An 18,333-nucleotide genomic window follows, 5' to 3' on the forward strand; every position below is an offset into this window, starting at 1 on the left:
CATAAAGACGAGCGCGGCGCCCGATCAAGGCCTCGCGCCTGGCGCGGGATTACCGCACCCGCGGACCGCCGAAAGGCAGCGGCGGAGGCGGGCGGCGCACGCCGCGCGGCAGCTGCGCCTGGTAGGCGCGGCCGCAATGCTCGACGCAATAGGGGAAGCCGGGGTTCACCTGCTCGCCGCAGAAGTGGAAGTCGGGCTCGCCCGGGTGGCCCATCGGCCAGCGGCACACCTTGTCCGAGAGGTCGAGCAGGGTGGTCTTCCCGGCGATCTCGGGGCTCGGCTTGGCGGGCACGAGGCGGCGCGGCGGGGCGGGCGGGATCGGCGCCTGCTGGTCCCCCGGGCCCTGCCGGAGGAAGCCGCCGGGGCCGACCGAGACGATCTTCGGGAGATTCTCCTGAGGGGCAGGAGCGGCGTTCGCGGAAGCCGCCCCTTCGACCTCGGGCTCGGCGCGCGGGGTCACCGGCGCGGCGGCGCGGACCGGGGTGCGCTCGGGCGCCTCGACCGGCTCGGGCGCCTCGGCGCGCGGCTCGGCGGCGGCCGGGCGCAGCGGCGCTGCGGCAGGCTTCTTGGCGACGGTAGCCGCGGGCTTCTTCTTCTCGTTGGCCTTGACCGGCGAGGGACGCGCCTTGAGGCCGAGGCGGTGCGCCTTGCCGATCACCGCGTTGCGGCTCACGCCGCCCAGCTCGGTGGCGATCTCGCTGGCAGTCGCGCCGCCTTCCCACATCTTCCTGAGCGTCGCGATGCGCTCGTCCGTCCAGCTCATATGTTCTACCTGTTCCTGTGCCCGGCGCCCTTGCGGGTGGCGAGTGCTTGTCAGCGGGCTGCCCGAAGCCTAGGCACCCATGCCATGGCCGAAGACCCTTCCGTGCACCCGATGATCGATGCCGCTCCCGTGACCGAAACGAGGCTGCGTGACAAGACCGGCGGGAGCACCCGGTTTGCCCCGCGCGGGCGTCCGGTGATTACCGGGGTCAATCGCGTGGGGCTGCTCGCGCTCTATATGAAGGAGGTGCGGCGGTTTCTCAAGGTCCAGACGCAGACGATCTGGGCCCCGGCCTTCACCACCCTGCTGTTTCTGGCGATCTTCACTGTCGCATTGGGCCGCGAGGGGCGGATGGTGCTCGGCGTGCCTTTCGCGACCTTCGTGGCCCCCGGCCTCATCATGATGGCGATGATGCAGAACGCCTTCGCCAATTCGAGCTTCTCGCTGCTCGGCGGCAAGATCCAAGGGACGATCATCGATTACCTGATGCCCCCCCTCTCGCCGGGCGAGGTGATGGCGGGGATTCTCGCGGCGGCGGTGACGCGGGCGATCCTCGTCGGCCTCGCGGTTGCGCTCGCGATGGCGCTGTGGCCGGGCGTGTCGCTCGCCGTGGCGCACCCCTGGGCGGTCCTGTGGTTCGCCCTGATGGGATCGCTGATGCTGTCGACGGTCGGCCTTGCGACCTCGATCTGGGCCGAGAAGTTCGATCACAACGCGGCCGTCACCAACTTCATCATCGCGCCGCTCTCGCTGCTGTCGGGCACCTTCTACGTGATCGACAACCTCCACGGCGTGTTCCAGGCGATCAGCCGCGGGAACCCCTTCTTCTACGTGATCTCGGGCTTCCGCTACGGGTTCCTGGGATCGAGCGACATCGGGGAGGCGCACCACGTGCTTGCCTCGGCCGGGGGATTGCTGGCCCTCAACCTCGTGCTCGCCGCCGGGGTCTACGCCTTGCTGCGGAGCGGGTGGAAGCTCAAGAGCTGAGCGCGCCGGCGGGGCCGCCGGGGGCGAGGCGGGCGCCTGCCGCGATCCGGTTCATCGCCTCCTGCGCGCCCATGATGTCGGCGACGGGGCCGATGTCGAAGGTCTCGGTGGTCCGGTCACCGTCGCTGTCGCGGCCGATCCTGACCGGCAGGCTGAGCGTCCCCGTGCCGCCCGCCCGCTCGCGCCGCTCGGCGAGGCCGATGCGCTCGGCCGGCACGGTCTTCACCACCAGCTCGCGCCCGAGGGCGAGCTTCAGCACCCGCCTGTCGGTGACCACGTAGAGCACCCGTCCACGCTCCCACAGCGGCACGAAGGGGCGCGAGAGCATCCACGCGCCGACCGCGATGAAGGGCAGGCCGAACAGCGGAAAGGCCCAGGCGAGAAGGCCGAGGCCGGTGAGGCCCGAGGCGGCAATCCCGGCCGCGGCCATGACCGTCCAGAACAGCGAGAACGCGGTCCACGGCACCGCGAAGACGTAGAGGAGGAAGGCGCGCGGATCGATCCTTCCGAGCTGCCACCCGTGCCACTGCACCGCCTCGTCGGGCGCAAGCTCGCGCTCGAGCGCCTGCCTGAGGCGGGCCATGCTGGCGTTGTCGGGGCGGGGCGCCGCGCTCGTGTCCATGCCCTGCCGTCTAGCAGGGCATGGTTGTCAATGCGTAAGCGCGCGGCGCATGCGGTAGCGGCCGTCTTTGAAGTCCTCGAACAGCTGGCGCACCGTGGGGTGGTCGACCGGCCCGCCCTGCGGATCGGCGACGAGGTTCCCCTGGCTCACATAGGCGACGTAGGAGCTGTCGTCGTTCTCGGCGAGCAGGTGGTAGAAGGGCTGGTCGCGCGGCGGACGGATGTCCTCGGGGATCGATTCGTACCATTCCTCGGAGTTGGCGAAGACCGGATCGATGTCGAACACCACGCCGCGGAAGGCGAACAGGCGGTGACGGACGACGTCGCCGATGCCGAAGCGGGCGCGCGTCTGGCGGGGTGCGATGATGGTGCGTCCGGCCTGGCTCGAGAAGAACTCTGCGCTTTCCATGGCTTGCAATATGGACTGTCGCGCCCGCAAAACAACCCGGAGCGCGGGGACGGAGCGAGATATGCCCGCTTTTTGTGCCTAAGCGCCTCTTGGCAAGCCGCACGGCTTGGGCTAACGGGCGCGCTCCCTTTCGCCTGCCGCCCTCGACCAGCGGCCTGACCGGCGCGACGGGCCTCGCGGAGAGGTGGCAGAGTGGTCGAATGCGCCGCACTCGAAATGCGGTTTACCGGCAACGGTAACGTGGGTTCGAATCCCACCCTCTCCGCCAGTTACACCGCTCCCGCCTGGCAGACCCCGCGCGAATAGATGCGCCAAGGCGGGGCGCCGGGAGTCGCGATTGCCGCAAGGTCCTCGAGCGGATTGCCGTCGACGACAAGGATGTCCGCCTTCGCCCCGGCGCGGATTACCCCGAGCTCACCCTTCGCGCCGATGATCTCGGCATTGCCCGAGGTCGCCTGCGTGAGGATCTCGTGGTTCGAGAACACCGCGCTCCTGATGTGGAACTCGGTCAGCTGATCGTTCTCGAGATCGCCGAGGAGATCGGTGCCGAAGCCGATCCGCACGCCGGCATCCTTCATGTGCTGCATCCGTCCGACCGCCTGGTCCTTGATCAGCGCGAGCTTCTCGAGCGATTCCTCCGGGTAGCCGAGCTCCCGCCCCCGCGCCGCGAGCGCGGCGACGATCGCCATTGTCGGGACAATGATCGTCCCCGCGTCGGCCGCCATGCGCGCGGTCTCGGGCTCGATCAGGGTGCCGTGCTCGATGCAGTGGACACCCAGCCTGATCGCCCGGCGCAAGGCCGCGTCGGGATGGATGTGCGCGGTGCAATAGGCGCCGTGGCGCTCGACCTCGCCGACGATGGCGCGCACCTCGTCCTCGGAGAACTGGAAGGAATCGAGCTTGTCGCCCTTCGAGCTCACCCCGCCCGAGCCCATGAACTTGATGAAGTTCGAGCCCCTGAAGAGGCTCTCGCGCACCACCTTGGTGACCGCGTCCACCCCGTCCGCCACGATCGCGAGACCGTGGACCGAGCCGCAGCCGCACACCAGGATGTGGTCGTCGTTGGGGTGATGGTGGCAGGGGTCGCGGAAGTCGCCGTGGCCGCCGGTCGGGCTGATCGCGCGGCCGCAATAGTAGAGCCTCGGCCCTTTGATGTAGCCCCGTTCGAGCGCCATGAAGAGGCCGTAATCCGCGCCCCCGGTATCGCGCACGGTGGTGAACCCGCGGGCAAGCATGTTGCCGAGCATCCGTGCCGCCCAGGCCGCTCGCAGGCTGGGCGGGGCAAGGTCGACATCGTGGATCCGCACGCTCAGCGCATAGGCGTGGACATGGGCATCGATGAGGCCGGGCATGACGGTGCGGCCCGCGCAGTCGACCACCTCGCCGTCGTCGGGACTGGGCGGCCGGTCGGAGACCTCGGTGATCCGGTCGCCTGCGGTGAAGACGTTGCGTCCCTCGATGAGCGTGCTGCCCTCGCCGTCGAAGATGCGGCCGTTGATGAATGCCGTCATGGCTCTCCCTCCCTGCACGGTTATCGCCGAACCTTGTCGGCCTGGATAGATTGGTGCGGAGCCCTCATGGCTCGATATCGGTCTCGAGACTGCGCGCGGCGCGCAGCATCAGCCCGCCGGCGGGCAGGAACAGCAGCACCACGATCACCAGCGACCAGCGGATGCCCGAAGGCCCCTGCAGCGCAGTGAAATGGTCGCTCAGGGCTCCGGCGACGATCGGGCCGATGCCGAGGCCGATGAGGTTCGCGAAAAAGAACATGAAGGCCACCGATGCCGCGCGGCGCGGCGAGCCGCAGATCGCGTGGAGGTGGGTGAAGAGACTCGGGGTCAGGGCCGCGATCGCGAGGCTCGGCGGGAAGCAGACGAGCACGAAGGCGAGGAAGCTCGGCATCAGCAGGGCGATGATCTGGAGCGGGGCGGTGGCGAGCAGCAAGGCCCCGGGCAGCCAGCACATCCAGCGCCGGTCACGTGCGCACAGCCGGTCGACCGCCCAGCCGCCAAGGATCGACCCGGCCACCGAGGCGACCGCCGACATCGCCCCGAACACCAGTCCGACCCGTGCCAGCTCCTCGCCGTAGACCCGCATCATGAAGGAGGGGAAGAACATCACCGCGCCGTAGGAGACGAAGAAATAGAGGATCATCGCCGCCGAGAGGTTGGTGAAACCGGGCTTCGCCCTCAATGCGCGCCAGCTGTCCGCGATGCTCTCGCCGCCGCGGCGCGGGACAGCCCGGCCGGGCAGCGTGCGCGGCTCGCTGAGGCCGAGGAACACGAGCAGCGCGAGCGCCAGTCCGGGGACGCCGACGAAGATGAACGCCGCACGCCAGCCATAGGCGGCCGCCACCTGCGAGCCGCCGACGAAGGCGACGAGATAGCCGGCCATCGCCGACATCATGAGCAGGCCGAGCGCGCGCCCGCGCTGTTCGGGCGGGAAGTAATCGGCGACCAGCGATTGCGAGGGCGGAATCGCGCCGGATTCGCCCGCGCCCACGCCGATCCGCGCGGCGGCCAGTTGCCAGAACCCTTGCGCAAAGCCGCAGAGCACCGTGAAGGTGCTCCAGACGGTGAGCGCGACGCCGATGATGACGCGCCGGTTCGCCCGGTCCGCGAGCCGCGCCACCGGCAGGCCGAGCGTCGCGTAGAAGATCGCGAAGCTGAACCCCGTGAGCAGCCCCAGCCTGGCGTCGGACACCCGGAACTCGTCCTTGATGGGCTCGAGCACGATGGTGATGATCTGCCGGTCCATGTAGCTCGAGGTCGAGACGAGGAACAGGATCGCAAGGAAGCCCCAGCGCTGCCGCGGAGTGTAGAGCGTGTGGGCCGGGGGCAGGTCGCAGGTCGCGGCCATGCTCAACCCGGGGGCCGGAGGATGCTGGCGCGCGCAGGTCTCATGCAGGCTTCTCTCCGGGCGCCCCGATGCGCCGCGCGGAGACTTTTCCATAGACAGGTAAATGTCAATAGATCTGTGCATGGAACCCTTCCGGGGCGCCTGCAGGTCCGGGTTACTGGCCCTTGAGGAGGCGCGTGTAGACCGGCAGCAATCGGGCGCGCTCGGCCGGGGAGATCCGCACCCGCATCGCGTAGAAGCCGACCTGGTGGTAATAGGCGATGCGCGCCCGCACGAGCGCCTCGGGCTCGGCCTCGCCCATCGCGGAGAACACCCCGCGCAGCAGCTCGATGCGCTGATCGTCGATCCGCTGGACCGCCGCCTCGACCGCGGGCGAGACGCGCGCCCAGTCGCGCACCGCGCTGTCATAGGCGGGGTCGAACTCCTGCTCGCGGAACCACACGTCGACGATGCGGTCGAACTGGACGTGCGGATCGGCGCTCGAGGCGACTGCGGCGCGGAACGCCCGGGTGTTGCTCTCCTCCCAGTCGGTGAGCAGCGCCGAGAGCAGCTGCGGCCGGTCGGTGAAGTGCCAGTAGAAGCTCCCGGTGGTGACGCCGAGACCCTTGGCGAGGGTCAGCACCCGGACCCGCTCGATCCCCCCCTCGATCAGCGCCGCGCGGGCCGCAGCGATCCAGGCGGCGCGCTCGAGGCGGGGTTCGCGCGGGGGTGGCTGGCGCTTGCGGCGGGCTGGGGCGGGCTTGGCGGGCATGATCTGGCCTGTTCAGTCGGGCAAGCGGCGGGCACAGTCAACCGGTCACGCAAAGCGCGCGCGGACGGCTTGACGGCGGCAATCCATAGAGTAGTCTATTCTCATGTTCGGGGCGAAGCCGGCAATCTCGCGCTACAGCGCTATGGGACTCCTGCGCGGGGGACTCAACGGGCAGTCGCACTGGCAGCCGGCGTGGCGCGAGCCCGAGCCGCGCAAGGCCTATGACGTGGTCATCATCGGCGGGGGCGGGCACGGCCTCGCCACGGCCCATTACCTCGCCGCCGAGCACGGCATCACCAATGTCGCGGTGATCGAGCGCGGGTGGATCGGCGGGGGCAACACCGGGCGGAACACCACCGTGATCCGCTCGAACTACTTCTTCCCCCAGAGCGCCGCCTTCTACGACGAGTCGGTGCGGCTTTACGAGGGGCTGTCGCAGGCGCTCAACTACAACATCATGTTTTCGCAGCGCGGCATGTGGTCGCTGGCGCATGACCGGCACCAGATGGAGATGCTGCGGCGCTCGGCGAACGCGATGCGGCTGAACGGGATCGCTGTCGAACTGCACGACGAGGCGGGCGTGCGCGCCGCGATTCCCGGCCTCAATCCCGGTTCGCGCTTCCCGATCCTCGGCGGGCTCAACCAGCCCAAGGCCGGCACGGCGCGGCACGATGCGGTCGCCTGGGCCTATGCCCGCAGCGCGTCGGCCGCCGGAGTGGACATCCTCCAGAACACCGAGGTGACCGGGATCATCGTCTCCGGCGGCCGGGCGACGGGCGTGAGGACCTCGCGCGGCGACATCGCCGCCGGGCGCATCGGCGTGGCGGTGGCAGGGCACAGCAGCGTCATCGCGGCGATGGCGGGGCTGCGCCTGCCGGTCACCTCCTACGCACTCCAGGCCTTCGTCTCCGAACCCGTGAAGCCGTGCCTCGACACGGTGGTGCTCTCGGGCGCGACGGGCACCTATCTCTCGCAGTCCGACAAGGGCGAGCTGGTGATGGGCGGCGGGCTCGACCTGTGGCCCTCCTACGCCCAGCGCGGCAGTCTGCCGTGGATGGAGCGGGTGGCGGCGGGCGTCGTCGAGCTGTTCCCGCAGTTTGCGCGGCTGCGCTTCCTGCGCCAGTGGGCCGGCATCTGCGACGTCGTCGCGGACAGCTCGCCGATCATCGACGAGAGCGAGGTCCACGGCCTTCATTTCAGCTGCGGTTGGGGAACGGGCGGCTTCAAGGCGATCCCCGCCGGGGGCCTGTGCCTCGCGCACCACATCGCCACCGGCAAGGCGCATCCGCTCGCCCGCGGCTTCACTTTCGACCGCTTCCGCAGCGGCGCGCTGATCGACGAGGCGGCGGGCGCCGGGATCGCGCACTGATGCTGCGGATAACCTGCCCCCATTGCGGCGAGCGCTCCGAGGTCGAGTTCCGCTGCGGCGGGCAGAGCCACATCCAGCGCCCGGAGCTCGGCTGCTCGGACGAGGCGTGGCAGGACTACCTCTACAACCGCGTCAACCCCAAGGGCATCCACACCGAGCGCTGGCTGCACCAGCACGGCTGCGGGCGGTGGTTCAACCTCGCCCGCTCGACCGTGACCCACGCGATCCTCGCGACCTACGCCATGACCGATCCCAAGCCGGAGGGGCTCGAGTGAGCGGGTGGCGCCTTCGTGCCGGGGGCCGGATCGACCGGTCGCGTCCCGTCGCGGTGCGCTGGTGCGGCCGTCCGCTCGAGGCCTTCGCGGGCGACACGCTCGCCTCCGCGCTGCTCGCGAACGGCATCGACATCGTCGGGCGCAGCTTCAAGTATCACCGCCCGCGCGGGCTGGTCGCGGCCGGCTATGACGAGCCCAACGCGATCGTTCAGGTCGGCACCGGCGACCGCACCATCCCCAACCTCAAGGCGACCGAGGTCGAGGTCCACGACGGGCTCGAGGCGCGGCCCGTCAACGCCTGGCCCAATGCCGAGGTGGATGCCCTCGCGGTGCTCGGCCTTGCCAAGCGCTTCATCCCGGCGGCGTTCTACTACAAGAGCTTCATGTGGCCCGACTGGCACCTGTTCGAGCCGCTGATCCGGCGGACTGCGGGGCTCGGCAAGGCACCCGGGGGCACCGATCCCGACAGCTACGAGCACCGCCATGCCCATGTCGCGACGCTCGTCGTCGGGGGCGGGATCGCCGGGCTCGCGGCGGCGCTCGAAGCGGGGCGCAGCGGCCGCCCGGTGCTGCTCGCCGAGGCGCAGGGGTGGTTCGGCGGCTTTGCGGGGGTCTCCGAGCGGGTCGGCGACCTTCCGGCGCAGGACTGGATCGCCGCCGCGCTCGCCGAACTGGCGGCGATGCCGCATGTCACCCTGCTCTCGCGGACGATGGCGATCGCCTACCAGGACCACGACTTCGTGACCCTCGCCGAGCGGCTGGGCGATCACCTCCCTCTGTCCGACCGCCGGGGCCCGAGGCAGCGGCTGTGGAAGGTGCGCGCCGGGGAGGTGGTGCTCGCGACGGGCGCCTTCGAGCGGCCGCTGGTCTTTCCGGGCAACGACCTTCCGGGCGTCATGCTCTCGGGCGCGGCGGCGCATTACCACGCACGCTTCGCGGTGGCGCCGGGCCGCCGGGTGGTGCTGGCGACCAACAACGACCGCGCCTGGCAGGCGGCGCTCGACCTCGCGCGCGACGGCGTCGCGGTCGCGGCGATCCTCGACGCGCGGACCGATATCCCGGCGGCGCTGCGCGAGGCGGCCGGGGCCTGCGGCATCGCGGTGCTCGCCGGGCACGCCGTCGCGGACGCCAAGGGGGGCAGGCGGCTGCGCGGGATCGTCGCGCGATCGCTCGATGCGCGGGGGAGGGCCACCGGCCGGGGCAAATCGATCGCCTGCGACGCGCTGCTCGTGTCGGGCGGGTGGAACCCGGTCGTCCACCTCCACAGCCAGGCGGGCGGGAGCCTCGCCTGGGACGAGCGCCTCGCGAGCTTCGTTCCGGCCGCCCAGCCGCAGAACTGCCGCAGCGTCGGCGCCGCCGCGGGCACGATCGCGGGAGCGGTGCGGCCGCTGTGGCAGGTCACCGCGCCTTCGGGACGCGCTTCGCCCCGCAGCTTCGTCGACTTCCAGAACGACGTCACCGCCGCCGACATCGCCCTCGCCGAGCGGGAGGCCTACCGCTCGGTCGAACACCTCAAGCGCTACACCACGCTCGGCATGGCGTCGGACCAGGGCAAGACCTCGAACGTCAACGGGCTCGCGATCATGGGCGAACTGCTCGGCAAGGCGCCCGCCGACGTCGGCACCACGCGCTTCCGCCCGCCCTTCGACCCGACCCCGCTGGGGCTCTTCGCCGGGCATCGTCGCGGCGCGACGCTCGCGCCGCGGCGCGTCCTCCCCGCGGCCGAGGCGCACCAGGCGCTGGGCGCGGCCTTCGAGGAATATGGCGGCTGGATGCGCCCCGCCTTCTACCCCGAGGCCGGGGAGGACGAGCGCGCGGCGGTCGCCCGCGAGGTCCGCGCGGTGCGCTCGGCCGCGGGGCTGTTCGACGCCTCGCCGCTCGGCAAGATCGAGGTCGCGGGGCCCGACGCGGCGACCCTGCTCGACCGGATGTATGTGGGCACCGTCTCCACCCTGAAGGTCGGCCGCTGCCGCTATGGCCTGATGCTCACCGAGGGCGGCATCGTCTTCGACGACGGGGTGGTCGCCCGGCTCGCCGAGGATCGCTTTCTCGTCGGCACGACCTCGGGCAAGGCCGCCGCGGTCACCGCCAGCCTCAGGGAATGGCTGCAATGCGAGTGGACCGATCTCGCCGTCGCGGTCGAGGACGTGACGACCTGCTGGGCGGTGATGAACATCGCCGGACCTGCCGCGCGCGACATTCTCGCGCGGCTCGCCTGCGACATCGACCTGTCGGCTGAGGCCTTCCCGCATCTCGCCGGCCGCGAGGGCCGGATCGAGGGCGTGCCCTGCCGGATCCAGCGGGTCAGCTTCTCGGGCGAGCTGTCCTTCGAGATCGCGGTGCCCGCCTCCTTCGGACGCGCGCTGCACGACCGGCTGATGGCCGCGGGCGCGCCTTTCGGCCTCGCGCCTTTCGGGGTCGAGAGCCTGATGGTCCTGCGCATCGAGAAAGGCTTCCTCCACGTCGGCAGCGACACCGACGGCATGACCCTGCCGCAGGACATCGGCTTCGGCGGCCCGGTGAAATCGAAGGCGAGCGACTTCGTCGGTCGCCGCTCGTGCCTGCGCCCTGACGGCCAGCGCGCCGACCGGCGCCAGTTCGTCGGGCTGGAAAGCTGCGATGGCCGGGTGCTGCCGGTCGGCGCGCACATCGTCGCGGCAGACGCCGCGCCGCCCGCCGCGAGCCAGGGCTGGGTGACCTCGTCGATTGCCTCGCCGACGCTCGGCAGGCCGCATGCCCTCGCGATGATCGAGGCCGGCACCGCGCGGATGGGCGAGGCGGTCACGGTCTGGGACGAGGGCACGCGCTATCCGGCGCGGATCGTCGCGCCTTGCGCCTATGATCCCGAAGGAGCGCGCATGCATGGCTGATCTTGCGGCCGAGGCGGTGGAATTGCCCGACTGCCCCGGAGCCCGGGTGCGCGGCGAGGGCGTGCTGAGCATGCGCCAGATCGCGCGGGGCGCACCCTGCTCCCCCGACGTCGCTCCGCTCGCGCTCCCCGGCGCGTGCGGCGTCGTCACGCAGGCGGCCGGGCTTGCGCTGGTCTCGCTCGCGCCGGGCGATTGGATCGTGCTCGGGGCGACCCCCGATCTCGCCGCGATCGCCGCCCGCAACGCCGCGCGCTTCCTGTGTGTCGATTGCACCCACGGCAGGCTGGTGCTGGAGCTCGAGGCGGGCCTCGCCGCGCGGGCGCTCGCCGCCTTCTGTCCGCTCGATCCCGCCCGCGACCTCGCGCCGGGCCGCGCCGCCGCGAGCCTGTTCGGCGATGCCGATGCGACCTTCTTCGCGCAGGACTGCGGCTCGCTCGTGATGATCGTGGACCGCAGCCTCGCCGACTATGTCGGCGACCTGCTGCGGTCGATCGGCCCGGCCTGATCCGCGCGTCAGTTCGGATCCCAGCCCTCCGGCACCTCGGGGCGGCGACGGATCACTTCGGGCCACTTGTCGACCACGCCCTCGAGCCTCGCGGGCTGGCCGCGCAGGTGCTGGTCGAGGAAGGCGAGCACGCTGTCGCTCGTCAGCGCGAGCATCCGCCCGCCGTCGATCGTGCCGAGAACCTGGTTGGGCACGTGGCGCTTGAGGAATGGCGAGGCGAGCGTGAAGTCGGCGTAGTCGACATGCTTGGCACCCCGGACCCGCAGGTAGATCACATCGGGCGCGTTCGCCGGTCGCCGCGGCGCGCGGTAGCTCATGTCGTTGAGCCACGGGCCCGTCTGGTCGCCGTTCTCCATGAACAGGACAGGCTTGCCGAGCTCGGTCGCCACGAGGTCGCCGAACTGCATCCCGTCGAGGTTCACGGCGGCCTTGCAGCGCGGGTCCTCGAAGCAGGCCTGCCCGCTGACCGAGCCGCCGAAGGACTGCCCGGAAAGCGCGATCCGGCCCGCATCGAGGTGCCCGTCGAGCTTCCCCAGACCGCCGCGCTCGACCAGGTCGAGCAGGTGGCGCACGTCCTTGACCTGTACCCGCAGCGCCTCGTCGACAACCGGGCTCTTGGCCATAACCTGCCGGACGAGCTCCAGGACGCGCTCCGGCGGCGGGTTGGCGTGCATCTCGGGATAGACCTCGTAGAGCGGGCCGGTGTTGGCGAGGAAGCGCGGGTTCTTGAACTCCTTGATCCGCCCGTCGGGGAACTCGACCGCGACCGCGTCACCGGGCATGCCGACGGACAGGACGACATAGCCGTGGCTCGCAAGGTCCTGCGCGAGCGCGGTGTTCTGCGAGATGAAGGCGTTGTAGCCGTGCACGAAGACGACGACCGGCAGGTTCGTGCCGTTCACCGGCGCGTCGCGATACCCCTGCGTGCCCACGAGGTGCAGGTGCCCGAACATGAAGCTCTTGAGCGGGCCGAAGATCACGTTGCGGGAGAAGGCCGCGGATTGATAGGGCGCGATCGGGCCGTCCCACTCCTCGGTCGTCGGATACCAGGCCCGCACCGCGACTTCGCGCTTGCCGCCGAAATAGGGGTCCTCGCGCGCGGGGTCGGTCACGGCGAGGTCGGTGACGCCCACCTTCATCGGGCCGCTCGGGCGTGGCAGGTCGAAGGTCGGGAAGACCAGCAGCGGCAACGCGGCGATCGCGGCGAGGCCGAGCGCGACGATCCCCTCGATCCCGCGCACCCACCAGGCGCGCGGGGTCTGCCCGCGTCGCCAGCGCCACAGGCCCAGCACCAGTCCGAGCGCGATCAGCACGAACAGCGGCCAGAGCTGCCAGCGCAGCGGATCGAAGAGTACGATGAGCGCCAGCCCGGCGGCAACCGCGAGCAGCAGCCCCGGCAGCGCGCGCGGGCCACCCTTGCGCCACGGTGCCCCCATGATGAGCAGCACCGCCCCGACCGCGGTGATCGCCTCGATGATCCACATCTCCAGGTTTCTCCCCTATCCCTTTGTTTGTTCAGGCCGCCGGAACAAGCCGCAAGGGCAGCGATGCAAGTCCGCGCACGGTGTTGTTGAGCCGCCGCTCCGGCGGGCCGAGCGGCTCGATCCGCGCGACGCGCACGGCAAGCCTGCGCAGCAGCGTCTCGGCCTCGAGCTTCGCCAGCGGGCGGCCGATGCAATGGTGGATGCCGGTGCCGAAGCCGACGTGATCGGCGGCGTTCCGCCCGATCAGGTAGGTGTCGGGATCATCGAACCGGCGCGGGTCGCGATTGGCCGCACCGAGGAACATCAGCACCTTGGTGCCCGGCTCGAGCCGGAACCCGCCGAGCTCGACCTCCCGTGCCGCGGTGCGGAAGAAGGTCTGCACGGGGGATTCGAGCCGCACCGCTTCGTCGAAGGCGGCACCCGCCAGGTCGGGCTCGGCACGCAGCCGCTCCCACTGCCCCGGGGCGTCGCTGAGGCACAGCAACGCGGCGGCAAGGCCGTTCACGGTGGTGTCGAGACCGGCCTGAAGCAGGGCACGCACGAGCTTGCCTGCCTCTGCCGGATCATAGCCGCGCTCGCCCGCGATCCGGTGGATCTCCGCACCGAGGCTGCCGGGCGCGAGGTGCTCGAGCTTCCCGAGTTCCTCCACCCAGTCATGCGCCGCTCCGGCGAGCGATGCCGCGAACAGGGCGTTGCGCGGCCCGAAGCTGTTGAACATCATGTCGGCGTGGGGGAGCAGTTTCGCGCGGCCCTGCTGCGGAATGCCGATCAGGTCCGGGAACACCGCGAGCGGCAGGGCTTCGGCAAGGTCCGCGACCCCGCAAATGTCGCCGCGGGTCAGCGCCGCGTCGAGCACGGCATCGGCCTTGCTTGCGACCTCCTCGGCGAACAGCTTCATCCGCGCCGGTGCCAGCGCCTTGGCGAGCACGCCGCGCGAGGCGGTGTGGAGCGGCGGATCGGTCTCGAGGATGACGCTCGGCAGCCGCAGGCGATCGTGCCGCTCGAGGTCCTCCATCCCCACGCCGCGCGCCGAGGAGAAGCTCTCCCAGTCGCGCAGCACCTCCCGCACCTCGGCATGGCGGGCAACGGCCGCGATGTTGTAGCGGGCGAGCCAGACCACCGGGCCGAGGTCGCGCAGGGCCGCATGGCCGGCATGCGGCTCGGCGAGGAAATCGGGCGCGAAGGGATCGAGGTCGCTGATCGGCATTCCCGCGGGGGCCGCCGCATCGTGGATGCAGTGCGGCGAACGCACCGCGGCGGCCTCGGATGGGCAGGATACGACCCTCATGGTCCCGCCCTCGTCAGGCCCGCGCATCGACCGTTCCATTCGCCAGGCGCTCGCTGCGGGCCGCTTGCCGGATTGGCCGCCGGGCCGCCGCAAGCCATTCCTCGTCCGCCTCGCCGAGTGTCCCGGCCGCATATTCCGCGCCGATCCAGCCACCATAGCCCGAAGCCGCCACGGCGGCGAAGAAGGCGGGGAAGTCGATCGTCCCGCTGCCGGGCCGCCCGCGCTGCGGTGCGTCCGAGACCTGCACGTGGCGGATCATGTCGCGGTGGCGGTTCCATTCCGCCACCGGATCGAGGCCCATCCGCGCGACGTGGTAGGCGTCGAACAGCAGTCCGGCACCCGTTGCCCGGGCGAGCGCCGCGCCGGTCGCGAGGTCGTCGAGCAGCACGTCGGCAATGTCGAAGCGGTTGATCGGTTCGATCACGACCGAGAAGGAGGCACCGCGCGCTGCGGCGACGGCGTGGCTCACATTGGCGCGGTAGGTGTCCCGGCACGCCGCGCGGGTCACCCCCTCGGGCACGCGCGAGGGGGCAAGATGGAGGGTCGCCGCGCCGAGGCTTTCGGCCAGCATCGCCGCCTCCGCGAAGCGCCGGCGGAAGAGGTCCTCGCGCCCGGGCACGCCCGAGAGGCCCGGGCCGCCTTCGGCAAGGTCGCCCATGCCGACATTGACGAGGGCGACCGGCAGGCCGCTGTCCGCGGCGGCGCGGGCAATCTCGCCCGCAGGGGCCTCGCCGATCCGCTGGATCTCCGCGCCTTCGAAGCCGCACGCCTTCAAGGCGGCGAAACGCGCGGCGAAGGGGAGGGCGGTCGCCATCAGCGACACGCTGCCGCTGAAGCGCGCCGGCGTCATGCGCGACCCAGTGGCGGCAGAGCCCTTGCGGCCGCAGCGATGGTCCAGTCGATGTCGTCGTCGGTCATGGCCGTCGAACCGATGAAGTTGCCGCGCAGCGTGAAGAGCCCCTCGTCGCGCAGCAGCCCCTGGCTGACCTGAAGCCGCTCGGCGAGGCCATCGGACATGGCCGTCGCAAGGTCGCGGTAATTGGCGCAAGGGCGGTCGGTGAACATCATCGTCGTGAACGAGGCGTCCCCGGTGATCGCGCCCGGCAGCCGCGCGTCGCGGTGGATGCGGGCGAGGCCTTCGCGCAGGCGGTCACCCTGCCGCTCGAGCCGGTCGAACACCTCGGGGGTGAGCATTTCCATCGCCACATAGCCCGTCGCCATCGACAGCGGATTGGCCGTGAACGTGCCCGAATGCTTCACCTTGCCGGCGCCGCGCTCCATCTCGAAGACCGCCATGATGTCGCGCCGCCCGCCGACCGCGCCGATCGGCAGGCCCCCGCCGATGATCTTGCCCATCGTGGTGAGGTCGGGCGTGATCCCGATGCGCGCCTGCTCGCCCCCATGGCTGGTGCGCAGCGAGACAACCTCGTCGAAAACGAGGAGGATGCCGAGCCGGGTGCATTCCTCGCGCAGCATGGCGATGAAGTCCTGGTGCGGGCGGACCATGCCGCCCTGGAGCCGCCACGGATCGAGGATCACGCCGGCAAGCTTGTCCGCCTCGGCGCGCAGGATCGCGCGGGCGTTTGCGATGTCGTTGAGCGGCAGGACGACGAGTTCGTCGAGCAGGCTCTGCGGCGTGCCGGGGTTGTGCGCCACGGCGACCGGGCGTGCCGGGTCTCCGCCGGCTTCGGTCCCCGGCTGGAAACTCGCCTCGAGGAGGTCGAACTGGCCGTGATAGCCGCCCTCCATCTTCGCCATCTTGGTCTTGCCGGTGAAGGCCCGCGCCGCCTTTGTGACCAGCGCGTTCGCCTCGGTGCCGGTATTGGTGAAGCGCACCGCATCGACGCTCGGGATGCGCTCGACCAGCAGCTCGGCGAGCCGCACCTCCCATTCCGAGGGCAGGACGGCGTTCATGACGCGCGCGGCCTGGCTCGCGATCGTCTCGAGGATGGCGGGATGACCGTGGCCGTGGATCATCGAGGCGAAGTTGTTCACCCAGTCGATCCGCCGGTTGCCGTCGACATCGGTGATCCAGCAGCCCGCGGCGGTGTCGGCATATTGCGGATGCGGCTGGGCGGCGACGAGATCGCGCGTGTAGCCCGAGGGCATCACCGCCCGGGCGCGGGCGAACAGCGCGCGCGAGCGGTCGGTCGGCTCCGCACCGTCGGAAGGGCCCGCGCTGATCTTTGTCGCCATCAGAAGTTCACCCGGTCCGCGCCCTTGGTCTGCAACCACTCGCGCGCTTCGGCGGGGGTGGCGATCTCCATGTCGAGCGTCTCGAGGATCGAGCGGATGCGGCGCACCTGGTCGGCGCTCGAATGGGCGAGCTTGCCCTTGCCGATCCACAGGCTGTCCTCCATGCCGACGCGCACGTTGCCGCCCATGATCGCCGCCATCGTGGTGAGCTTCAGCTGCGCCTTGCTCGCGGCGAGCAGCGACCAGATGTAGTCGTCGCCGAAGAGGAGGTCGGCGGTCTCCTTGAAGTGCAGCACGTGGCGCGGGTCGGGCCCGAGGCCGCCGGCAAAGCCGAGCACCGACTGGATGAAGAACGGCGGCTTCACCCACCCGCGGTCGGCGATCAGGCGCAGGGTGTAGAGGTGGCCGATGTCGAAGCACTCGAACTCGAAGCGCACCCCGCGGTCCTCGCCGAGCTCCTTCGCGATCCGCTCCATCGTGGTGTAGGGGTTGAGCATCGTGTGGTAGCGCCCGGCCTCGAGGTAGGCGCGCTCCCAGTCGCGCAGCTCGATCCCTTCCTTCGTGATCCTGTCGAGCTGGGTCCACTGCGCCGAGTTGAGCGGGCCCATGTTGAACGAGGTGATCTCGGGCGAGAACATCAGCGGCGCCATCAGCCGGCGCTCGAGCGCCTGTTCGGGGGTGTAGCCGAGCTCGGGCTGGCCGGTGGTGAGGTTGAGGATCGCGTCGGTGCGCTGCTTGATGCGCACCAGGTACTGCTCGTAGATCGCCGGATCGCAGGTCGGCTTGCCGGTGTCGGGCTCGCGCGCATGGAGGTGGATGATCGAGGCACCGGCCTCGGCGGCGGCGACCGAATCCTCGACCACCTGTTCGACCGTCACGGGAAGATGGGGCGATTGCCAGGGCTGGTGGGTGCTGCCCGTGGTCGCGCTGGTGATGATGACCTTGTTGAGTTTGCGCATTGTCGTTCTCTCCCGTCTAAATGACTTCTAAGTCATATAACGGGTGGATGCAAGCGCAGCTCGCACGCGGCTTTGCCGCGGCCGAAAGGGGCGAACCGCTGGCCACGCGTGGCGCGTTCAAGACTGGCAGGTCAGCGCTGCCCGGCGAGGTGCAGATAGAGCGCGCTGTGGTCGCGCGCCGCGAGCTCGCCCTCGCACAGCGCGGCATAGAGGTCGTGGGCGAGCGCGGTGAAGGGGAGGGGACGGCCGAGCCTCTCGGCGAGGCGCGCGGCGTTGCGCAGGTCCTTGAGCTGCGTGGTCGCATGGGCGCCGGGCGCGAAGTCGCGCGCGATCATCCGCTCGCCATGCTGCCGCAGCACGGTCGAATCCGCGAACCCTCCGAGCAGCGCATCGCGCACCGCCGCCGGATCGGCACCGCCGGCCTCGGCGAGGATCAGGGCCTCGGCAACCGCGCCGATCGTGATCCCGACGATCGCCTGGTTGGCGAGCTTGGCGAGCTGACCGCTGCCGACCGGCCCGACATGGGTCAGGCGCCCGAGCGCGGCGAGCGGCTCGCGGATCGCTGCCACGTGGTCCGCATCGCCCCCGGCCATGATCGCGAGCGTTCCGGCAACCGCGCCGCGCTCGCCGCCCGAGACCGGCGCGTCGACATAGCCGATCCCGCGCTCGGCAAGGCGCGCTCCCTGGCTGCGGGCGGTATCCACGCCGATCGAGCTCATCATCGCGACGATCGCGCCCGGCGGCAGGGCAGTCGAGGCACCGCCTTTGCCGAACAACACCCGTTCGGCGGTCTCGTCGTTGCTGACCATGACCACCAGCAGCGCGGCCGCGCGGCACGCCGCGGCGATGGTCTCGGCGACCTCTACGCCGTTCCCGGACAGCGCCTGCGCCTTCGCGTGCGTGCGGTTCCACACCGTGACGGCGTGACCCGCCTGCGCGAGGTTGCGGGCCATCGGGGCACCCATGATGCCGGTGCCGAGCACGCCGATGCGCATGG

17 protein-coding genes and 1 tRNA gene are annotated in these 18,333 nt (G+C 70.8%); 6 read left to right on the plus strand and 12 right to left on the minus strand.

All coding sequences use genetic code 11. The features are described from left to right. Positions 1-49 precede the first annotated feature (49 nt). Positions 50-763, minus strand: coding sequence for a GcrA family cell cycle regulator (locus ACLBKU_RS14310; protein ID WP_410180232.1), 714 nt, complete (start codon positions 761-763; stop codon positions 50-52). Positions 764-874: 111 nt separating this feature from the next. Here ACLBKU_RS14310 and ACLBKU_RS14315 point away from each other — a divergent pair, with 111 nt between their 5' ends. Beyond that, the gene (locus ACLBKU_RS14315) at positions 875-1,750 is read left to right on the plus strand and encodes an ABC transporter permease (RefSeq protein ID WP_410180556.1); all 876 of its coding nucleotides are present in this window, start codon (positions 875-877) and stop codon (positions 1,748-1,750) included. On the opposite strand, the gene ACLBKU_RS14320 is transcribed toward ACLBKU_RS14315, so the two are convergent. Beyond that, positions 1,740-2,372, minus strand: a complete 633-nt coding sequence (locus ACLBKU_RS14320) for a hypothetical protein (protein ID WP_410180233.1) — start codon at positions 2,370-2,372, stop codon at positions 1,740-1,742. The genes ACLBKU_RS14315 and ACLBKU_RS14320 overlap by 11 nt on opposite strands. Positions 2,373-2,399: 27 nt before the next feature. After that, positions 2,400-2,780, minus strand: coding sequence for a heat shock protein HspQ (hspQ, locus tag ACLBKU_RS14325; protein WP_410180234.1), 381 nt, complete (start codon positions 2,778-2,780; stop codon positions 2,400-2,402). Positions 2,781-2,958: 178 nt separating this feature from the next. On the opposite strand from hspQ, the gene ACLBKU_RS14330 reads away from it, so the two are divergent. Beyond that, a tRNA-Ser gene (locus tag ACLBKU_RS14330) sits at positions 2,959-3,048 on the plus strand. Between the two features lies 1 nt (position 3,049). On the opposite strand, the gene ACLBKU_RS14335 is transcribed toward ACLBKU_RS14330, so the two are convergent. From ACLBKU_RS14335 to ACLBKU_RS14345, 3 genes are all read right to left on the minus strand, one after another. After that, positions 3,050-4,291: an amidohydrolase family protein gene (locus ACLBKU_RS14335; RefSeq protein ID WP_410180235.1), complete on the minus strand. Its 1,242-nt coding sequence runs from the start codon at positions 4,289-4,291 to the stop codon at positions 3,050-3,052. 64 nt (positions 4,292-4,355) lie between these two features. Continuing rightward, a complete protein-coding gene (locus ACLBKU_RS14340) occupies positions 4,356-5,639 on the minus strand; it encodes a spinster family MFS transporter (protein ID WP_410180236.1) in 1,284 nt (427 codons plus the stop codon). Between the two features lie 154 nt (positions 5,640-5,793). After that, the gene (locus tag ACLBKU_RS14345; RefSeq protein ID WP_410180237.1) at positions 5,794-6,390 is read right to left on the minus strand and encodes a TetR/AcrR family transcriptional regulator; all 597 of its coding nucleotides are present in this window, start codon (positions 6,388-6,390) and stop codon (positions 5,794-5,796) included. Between the two features lie 124 nt (positions 6,391-6,514). On the opposite strand from ACLBKU_RS14345, the gene ACLBKU_RS14350 reads away from it, so the two are divergent. Genes ACLBKU_RS14350 through ACLBKU_RS14365 form a run of 4 tightly spaced genes read left to right on the plus strand, consistent with a single transcriptional unit; the run spans position 6,515 to position 11,409 of the window. Continuing rightward, the gene (locus tag ACLBKU_RS14350; protein ID WP_410180557.1) at positions 6,515-7,759 is read left to right on the plus strand and encodes a sarcosine oxidase subunit beta family protein; all 1,245 of its coding nucleotides are present in this window, start codon (positions 6,515-6,517) and stop codon (positions 7,757-7,759) included. Further along, positions 7,759-8,034 carry a sarcosine oxidase subunit delta gene (locus tag ACLBKU_RS14355; protein WP_410180238.1) on the plus strand — a complete coding sequence of 92 codons (276 nt, stop codon included), beginning with the start codon at positions 7,759-7,761 and terminating at the stop codon, positions 8,032-8,034. The genes ACLBKU_RS14350 and ACLBKU_RS14355 overlap by 1 nt, the downstream gene beginning before the upstream one ends. Then, positions 8,031-10,904: a 2Fe-2S iron-sulfur cluster-binding protein gene (locus ACLBKU_RS14360; RefSeq protein WP_410180239.1), complete on the plus strand. Its 2,874-nt coding sequence runs from the start codon at positions 8,031-8,033 to the stop codon at positions 10,902-10,904. Before ACLBKU_RS14355 ends, ACLBKU_RS14360 begins: the two co-directional genes overlap by 4 nt. Next, positions 10,897-11,409, plus strand: coding sequence for a hypothetical protein (locus ACLBKU_RS14365; protein WP_410180240.1), 513 nt, complete (start codon positions 10,897-10,899; stop codon positions 11,407-11,409). Before ACLBKU_RS14360 ends, ACLBKU_RS14365 begins: the two co-directional genes overlap by 8 nt. 8 nt (positions 11,410-11,417) lie before the next feature. Here ACLBKU_RS14365 and ACLBKU_RS14370 read toward each other — a convergent pair whose 3' ends face one another. From ACLBKU_RS14370 to ACLBKU_RS14395, 6 genes are all read right to left on the minus strand, one after another. Then, entirely contained in the window at positions 11,418-12,893 is a 1,476-nt protein-coding gene (locus ACLBKU_RS14370) for an alpha/beta hydrolase family protein (protein WP_410180241.1), read from the minus strand. Between the two features lie 31 nt (positions 12,894-12,924). Continuing rightward, positions 12,925-14,181, minus strand: coding sequence for a cytochrome P450 (locus ACLBKU_RS14375; protein WP_410180242.1), 1,257 nt, complete (start codon positions 14,179-14,181; stop codon positions 12,925-12,927). Between the two features lie 13 nt (positions 14,182-14,194). Continuing rightward, positions 14,195-14,995 (minus strand): TIM barrel protein, encoded by an 801-nt coding sequence (locus ACLBKU_RS14380; protein WP_410180243.1) that lies wholly within the window; start codon positions 14,993-14,995, stop codon positions 14,195-14,197. Positions 14,996-15,027: 32 nt separating this feature from the next. Continuing rightward, on the minus strand, positions 15,028-16,377 hold the full coding sequence (locus ACLBKU_RS14385) for an aspartate aminotransferase family protein (RefSeq protein WP_410180244.1): 1,350 nt from the start codon (positions 16,375-16,377) through the stop codon (positions 15,028-15,030). Beyond that, complete coding sequence (locus ACLBKU_RS14390) at positions 16,377-17,336, minus strand: 3-keto-5-aminohexanoate cleavage protein (protein ID WP_410180245.1); 960 nt, start codon at positions 17,334-17,336, stop codon at positions 16,377-16,379. The genes ACLBKU_RS14385 and ACLBKU_RS14390 overlap by 1 nt, the downstream gene beginning before the upstream one ends. Positions 17,337-17,467: 131 nt before the next feature. Further along, positions 17,468-18,331, minus strand: coding sequence for an NAD(P)-dependent oxidoreductase (locus ACLBKU_RS14395; protein WP_410180246.1), 864 nt, complete (start codon positions 18,329-18,331; stop codon positions 17,468-17,470). Positions 18,332-18,333 lie beyond the last annotated feature (2 nt).

It is taken from the genome of Erythrobacter sp. NE805, assembly GCF_046452355.1.
Taxonomy (GTDB): Bacteria; Pseudomonadota; Alphaproteobacteria; order Sphingomonadales; family Sphingomonadaceae; genus Erythrobacter.

What these genes read in the sequence shown, in the direction of transcription:
- ACLBKU_RS14320 (WP_410180233.1), bottom strand. Translation starts at nt 2,372, where the DNA reads ATGGACACGAGCGCGGCGCCCCGCCCCGACAACGCCAGCATGGCCCGC.
- ACLBKU_RS14355 (WP_410180238.1), top strand. Translation starts at nt 7,759, where the DNA reads ATGCTGCGGATAACCTGCCCCCATTGCGGCGAGCGCTCCGAGGTCGAG.
- ACLBKU_RS14395 (WP_410180246.1), bottom strand. Translation starts at nt 18,331, where the DNA reads ATGCGCATCGGCGTGCTCGGCACCGGCATCATGGGTGCCCCGATGGCC.
- ACLBKU_RS14370 (WP_410180241.1), bottom strand. Translation starts at nt 12,893, where the DNA reads ATGTGGATCATCGAGGCGATCACCGCGGTCGGGGCGGTGCTGCTCATC.
- hspQ (WP_410180234.1), bottom strand. Translation starts at nt 2,780, where the DNA reads ATGGAAAGCGCAGAGTTCTTCTCGAGCCAGGCCGGACGCACCATCATC.
- ACLBKU_RS14335 (WP_410180235.1), bottom strand. Translation starts at nt 4,291, where the DNA reads ATGACGGCATTCATCAACGGCCGCATCTTCGACGGCGAGGGCAGCACG.
- ACLBKU_RS14315 (WP_410180556.1), top strand. Translation starts at nt 875, where the DNA reads ATGATCGATGCCGCTCCCGTGACCGAAACGAGGCTGCGTGACAAGACC.
- ACLBKU_RS14310 (WP_410180232.1), bottom strand. Translation starts at nt 763, where the DNA reads ATGAGCTGGACGGACGAGCGCATCGCGACGCTCAGGAAGATGTGGGAA.
- ACLBKU_RS14375 (WP_410180242.1), bottom strand. Translation starts at nt 14,181, where the DNA reads ATGAGGGTCGTATCCTGCCCATCCGAGGCCGCCGCGGTGCGTTCGCCG.
- ACLBKU_RS14385 (WP_410180244.1), bottom strand. Translation starts at nt 16,377, where the DNA reads ATGGCGACAAAGATCAGCGCGGGCCCTTCCGACGGTGCGGAGCCGACC.
- ACLBKU_RS14380 (WP_410180243.1), bottom strand. Translation starts at nt 14,995, where the DNA reads ATGGCGACCGCCCTCCCCTTCGCCGCGCGTTTCGCCGCCTTGAAGGCG.
- ACLBKU_RS14390 (WP_410180245.1), bottom strand. Translation starts at nt 17,336, where the DNA reads ATGCGCAAACTCAACAAGGTCATCATCACCAGCGCGACCACGGGCAGC.
- ACLBKU_RS14365 (WP_410180240.1), top strand. Translation starts at nt 10,897, where the DNA reads ATGGCTGATCTTGCGGCCGAGGCGGTGGAATTGCCCGACTGCCCCGGA.
- ACLBKU_RS14345 (WP_410180237.1), bottom strand. Translation starts at nt 6,390, where the DNA reads ATGCCCGCCAAGCCCGCCCCAGCCCGCCGCAAGCGCCAGCCACCCCCG.
- ACLBKU_RS14340 (WP_410180236.1), bottom strand. Translation starts at nt 5,639, where the DNA reads ATGGCCGCGACCTGCGACCTGCCCCCGGCCCACACGCTCTACACTCCG.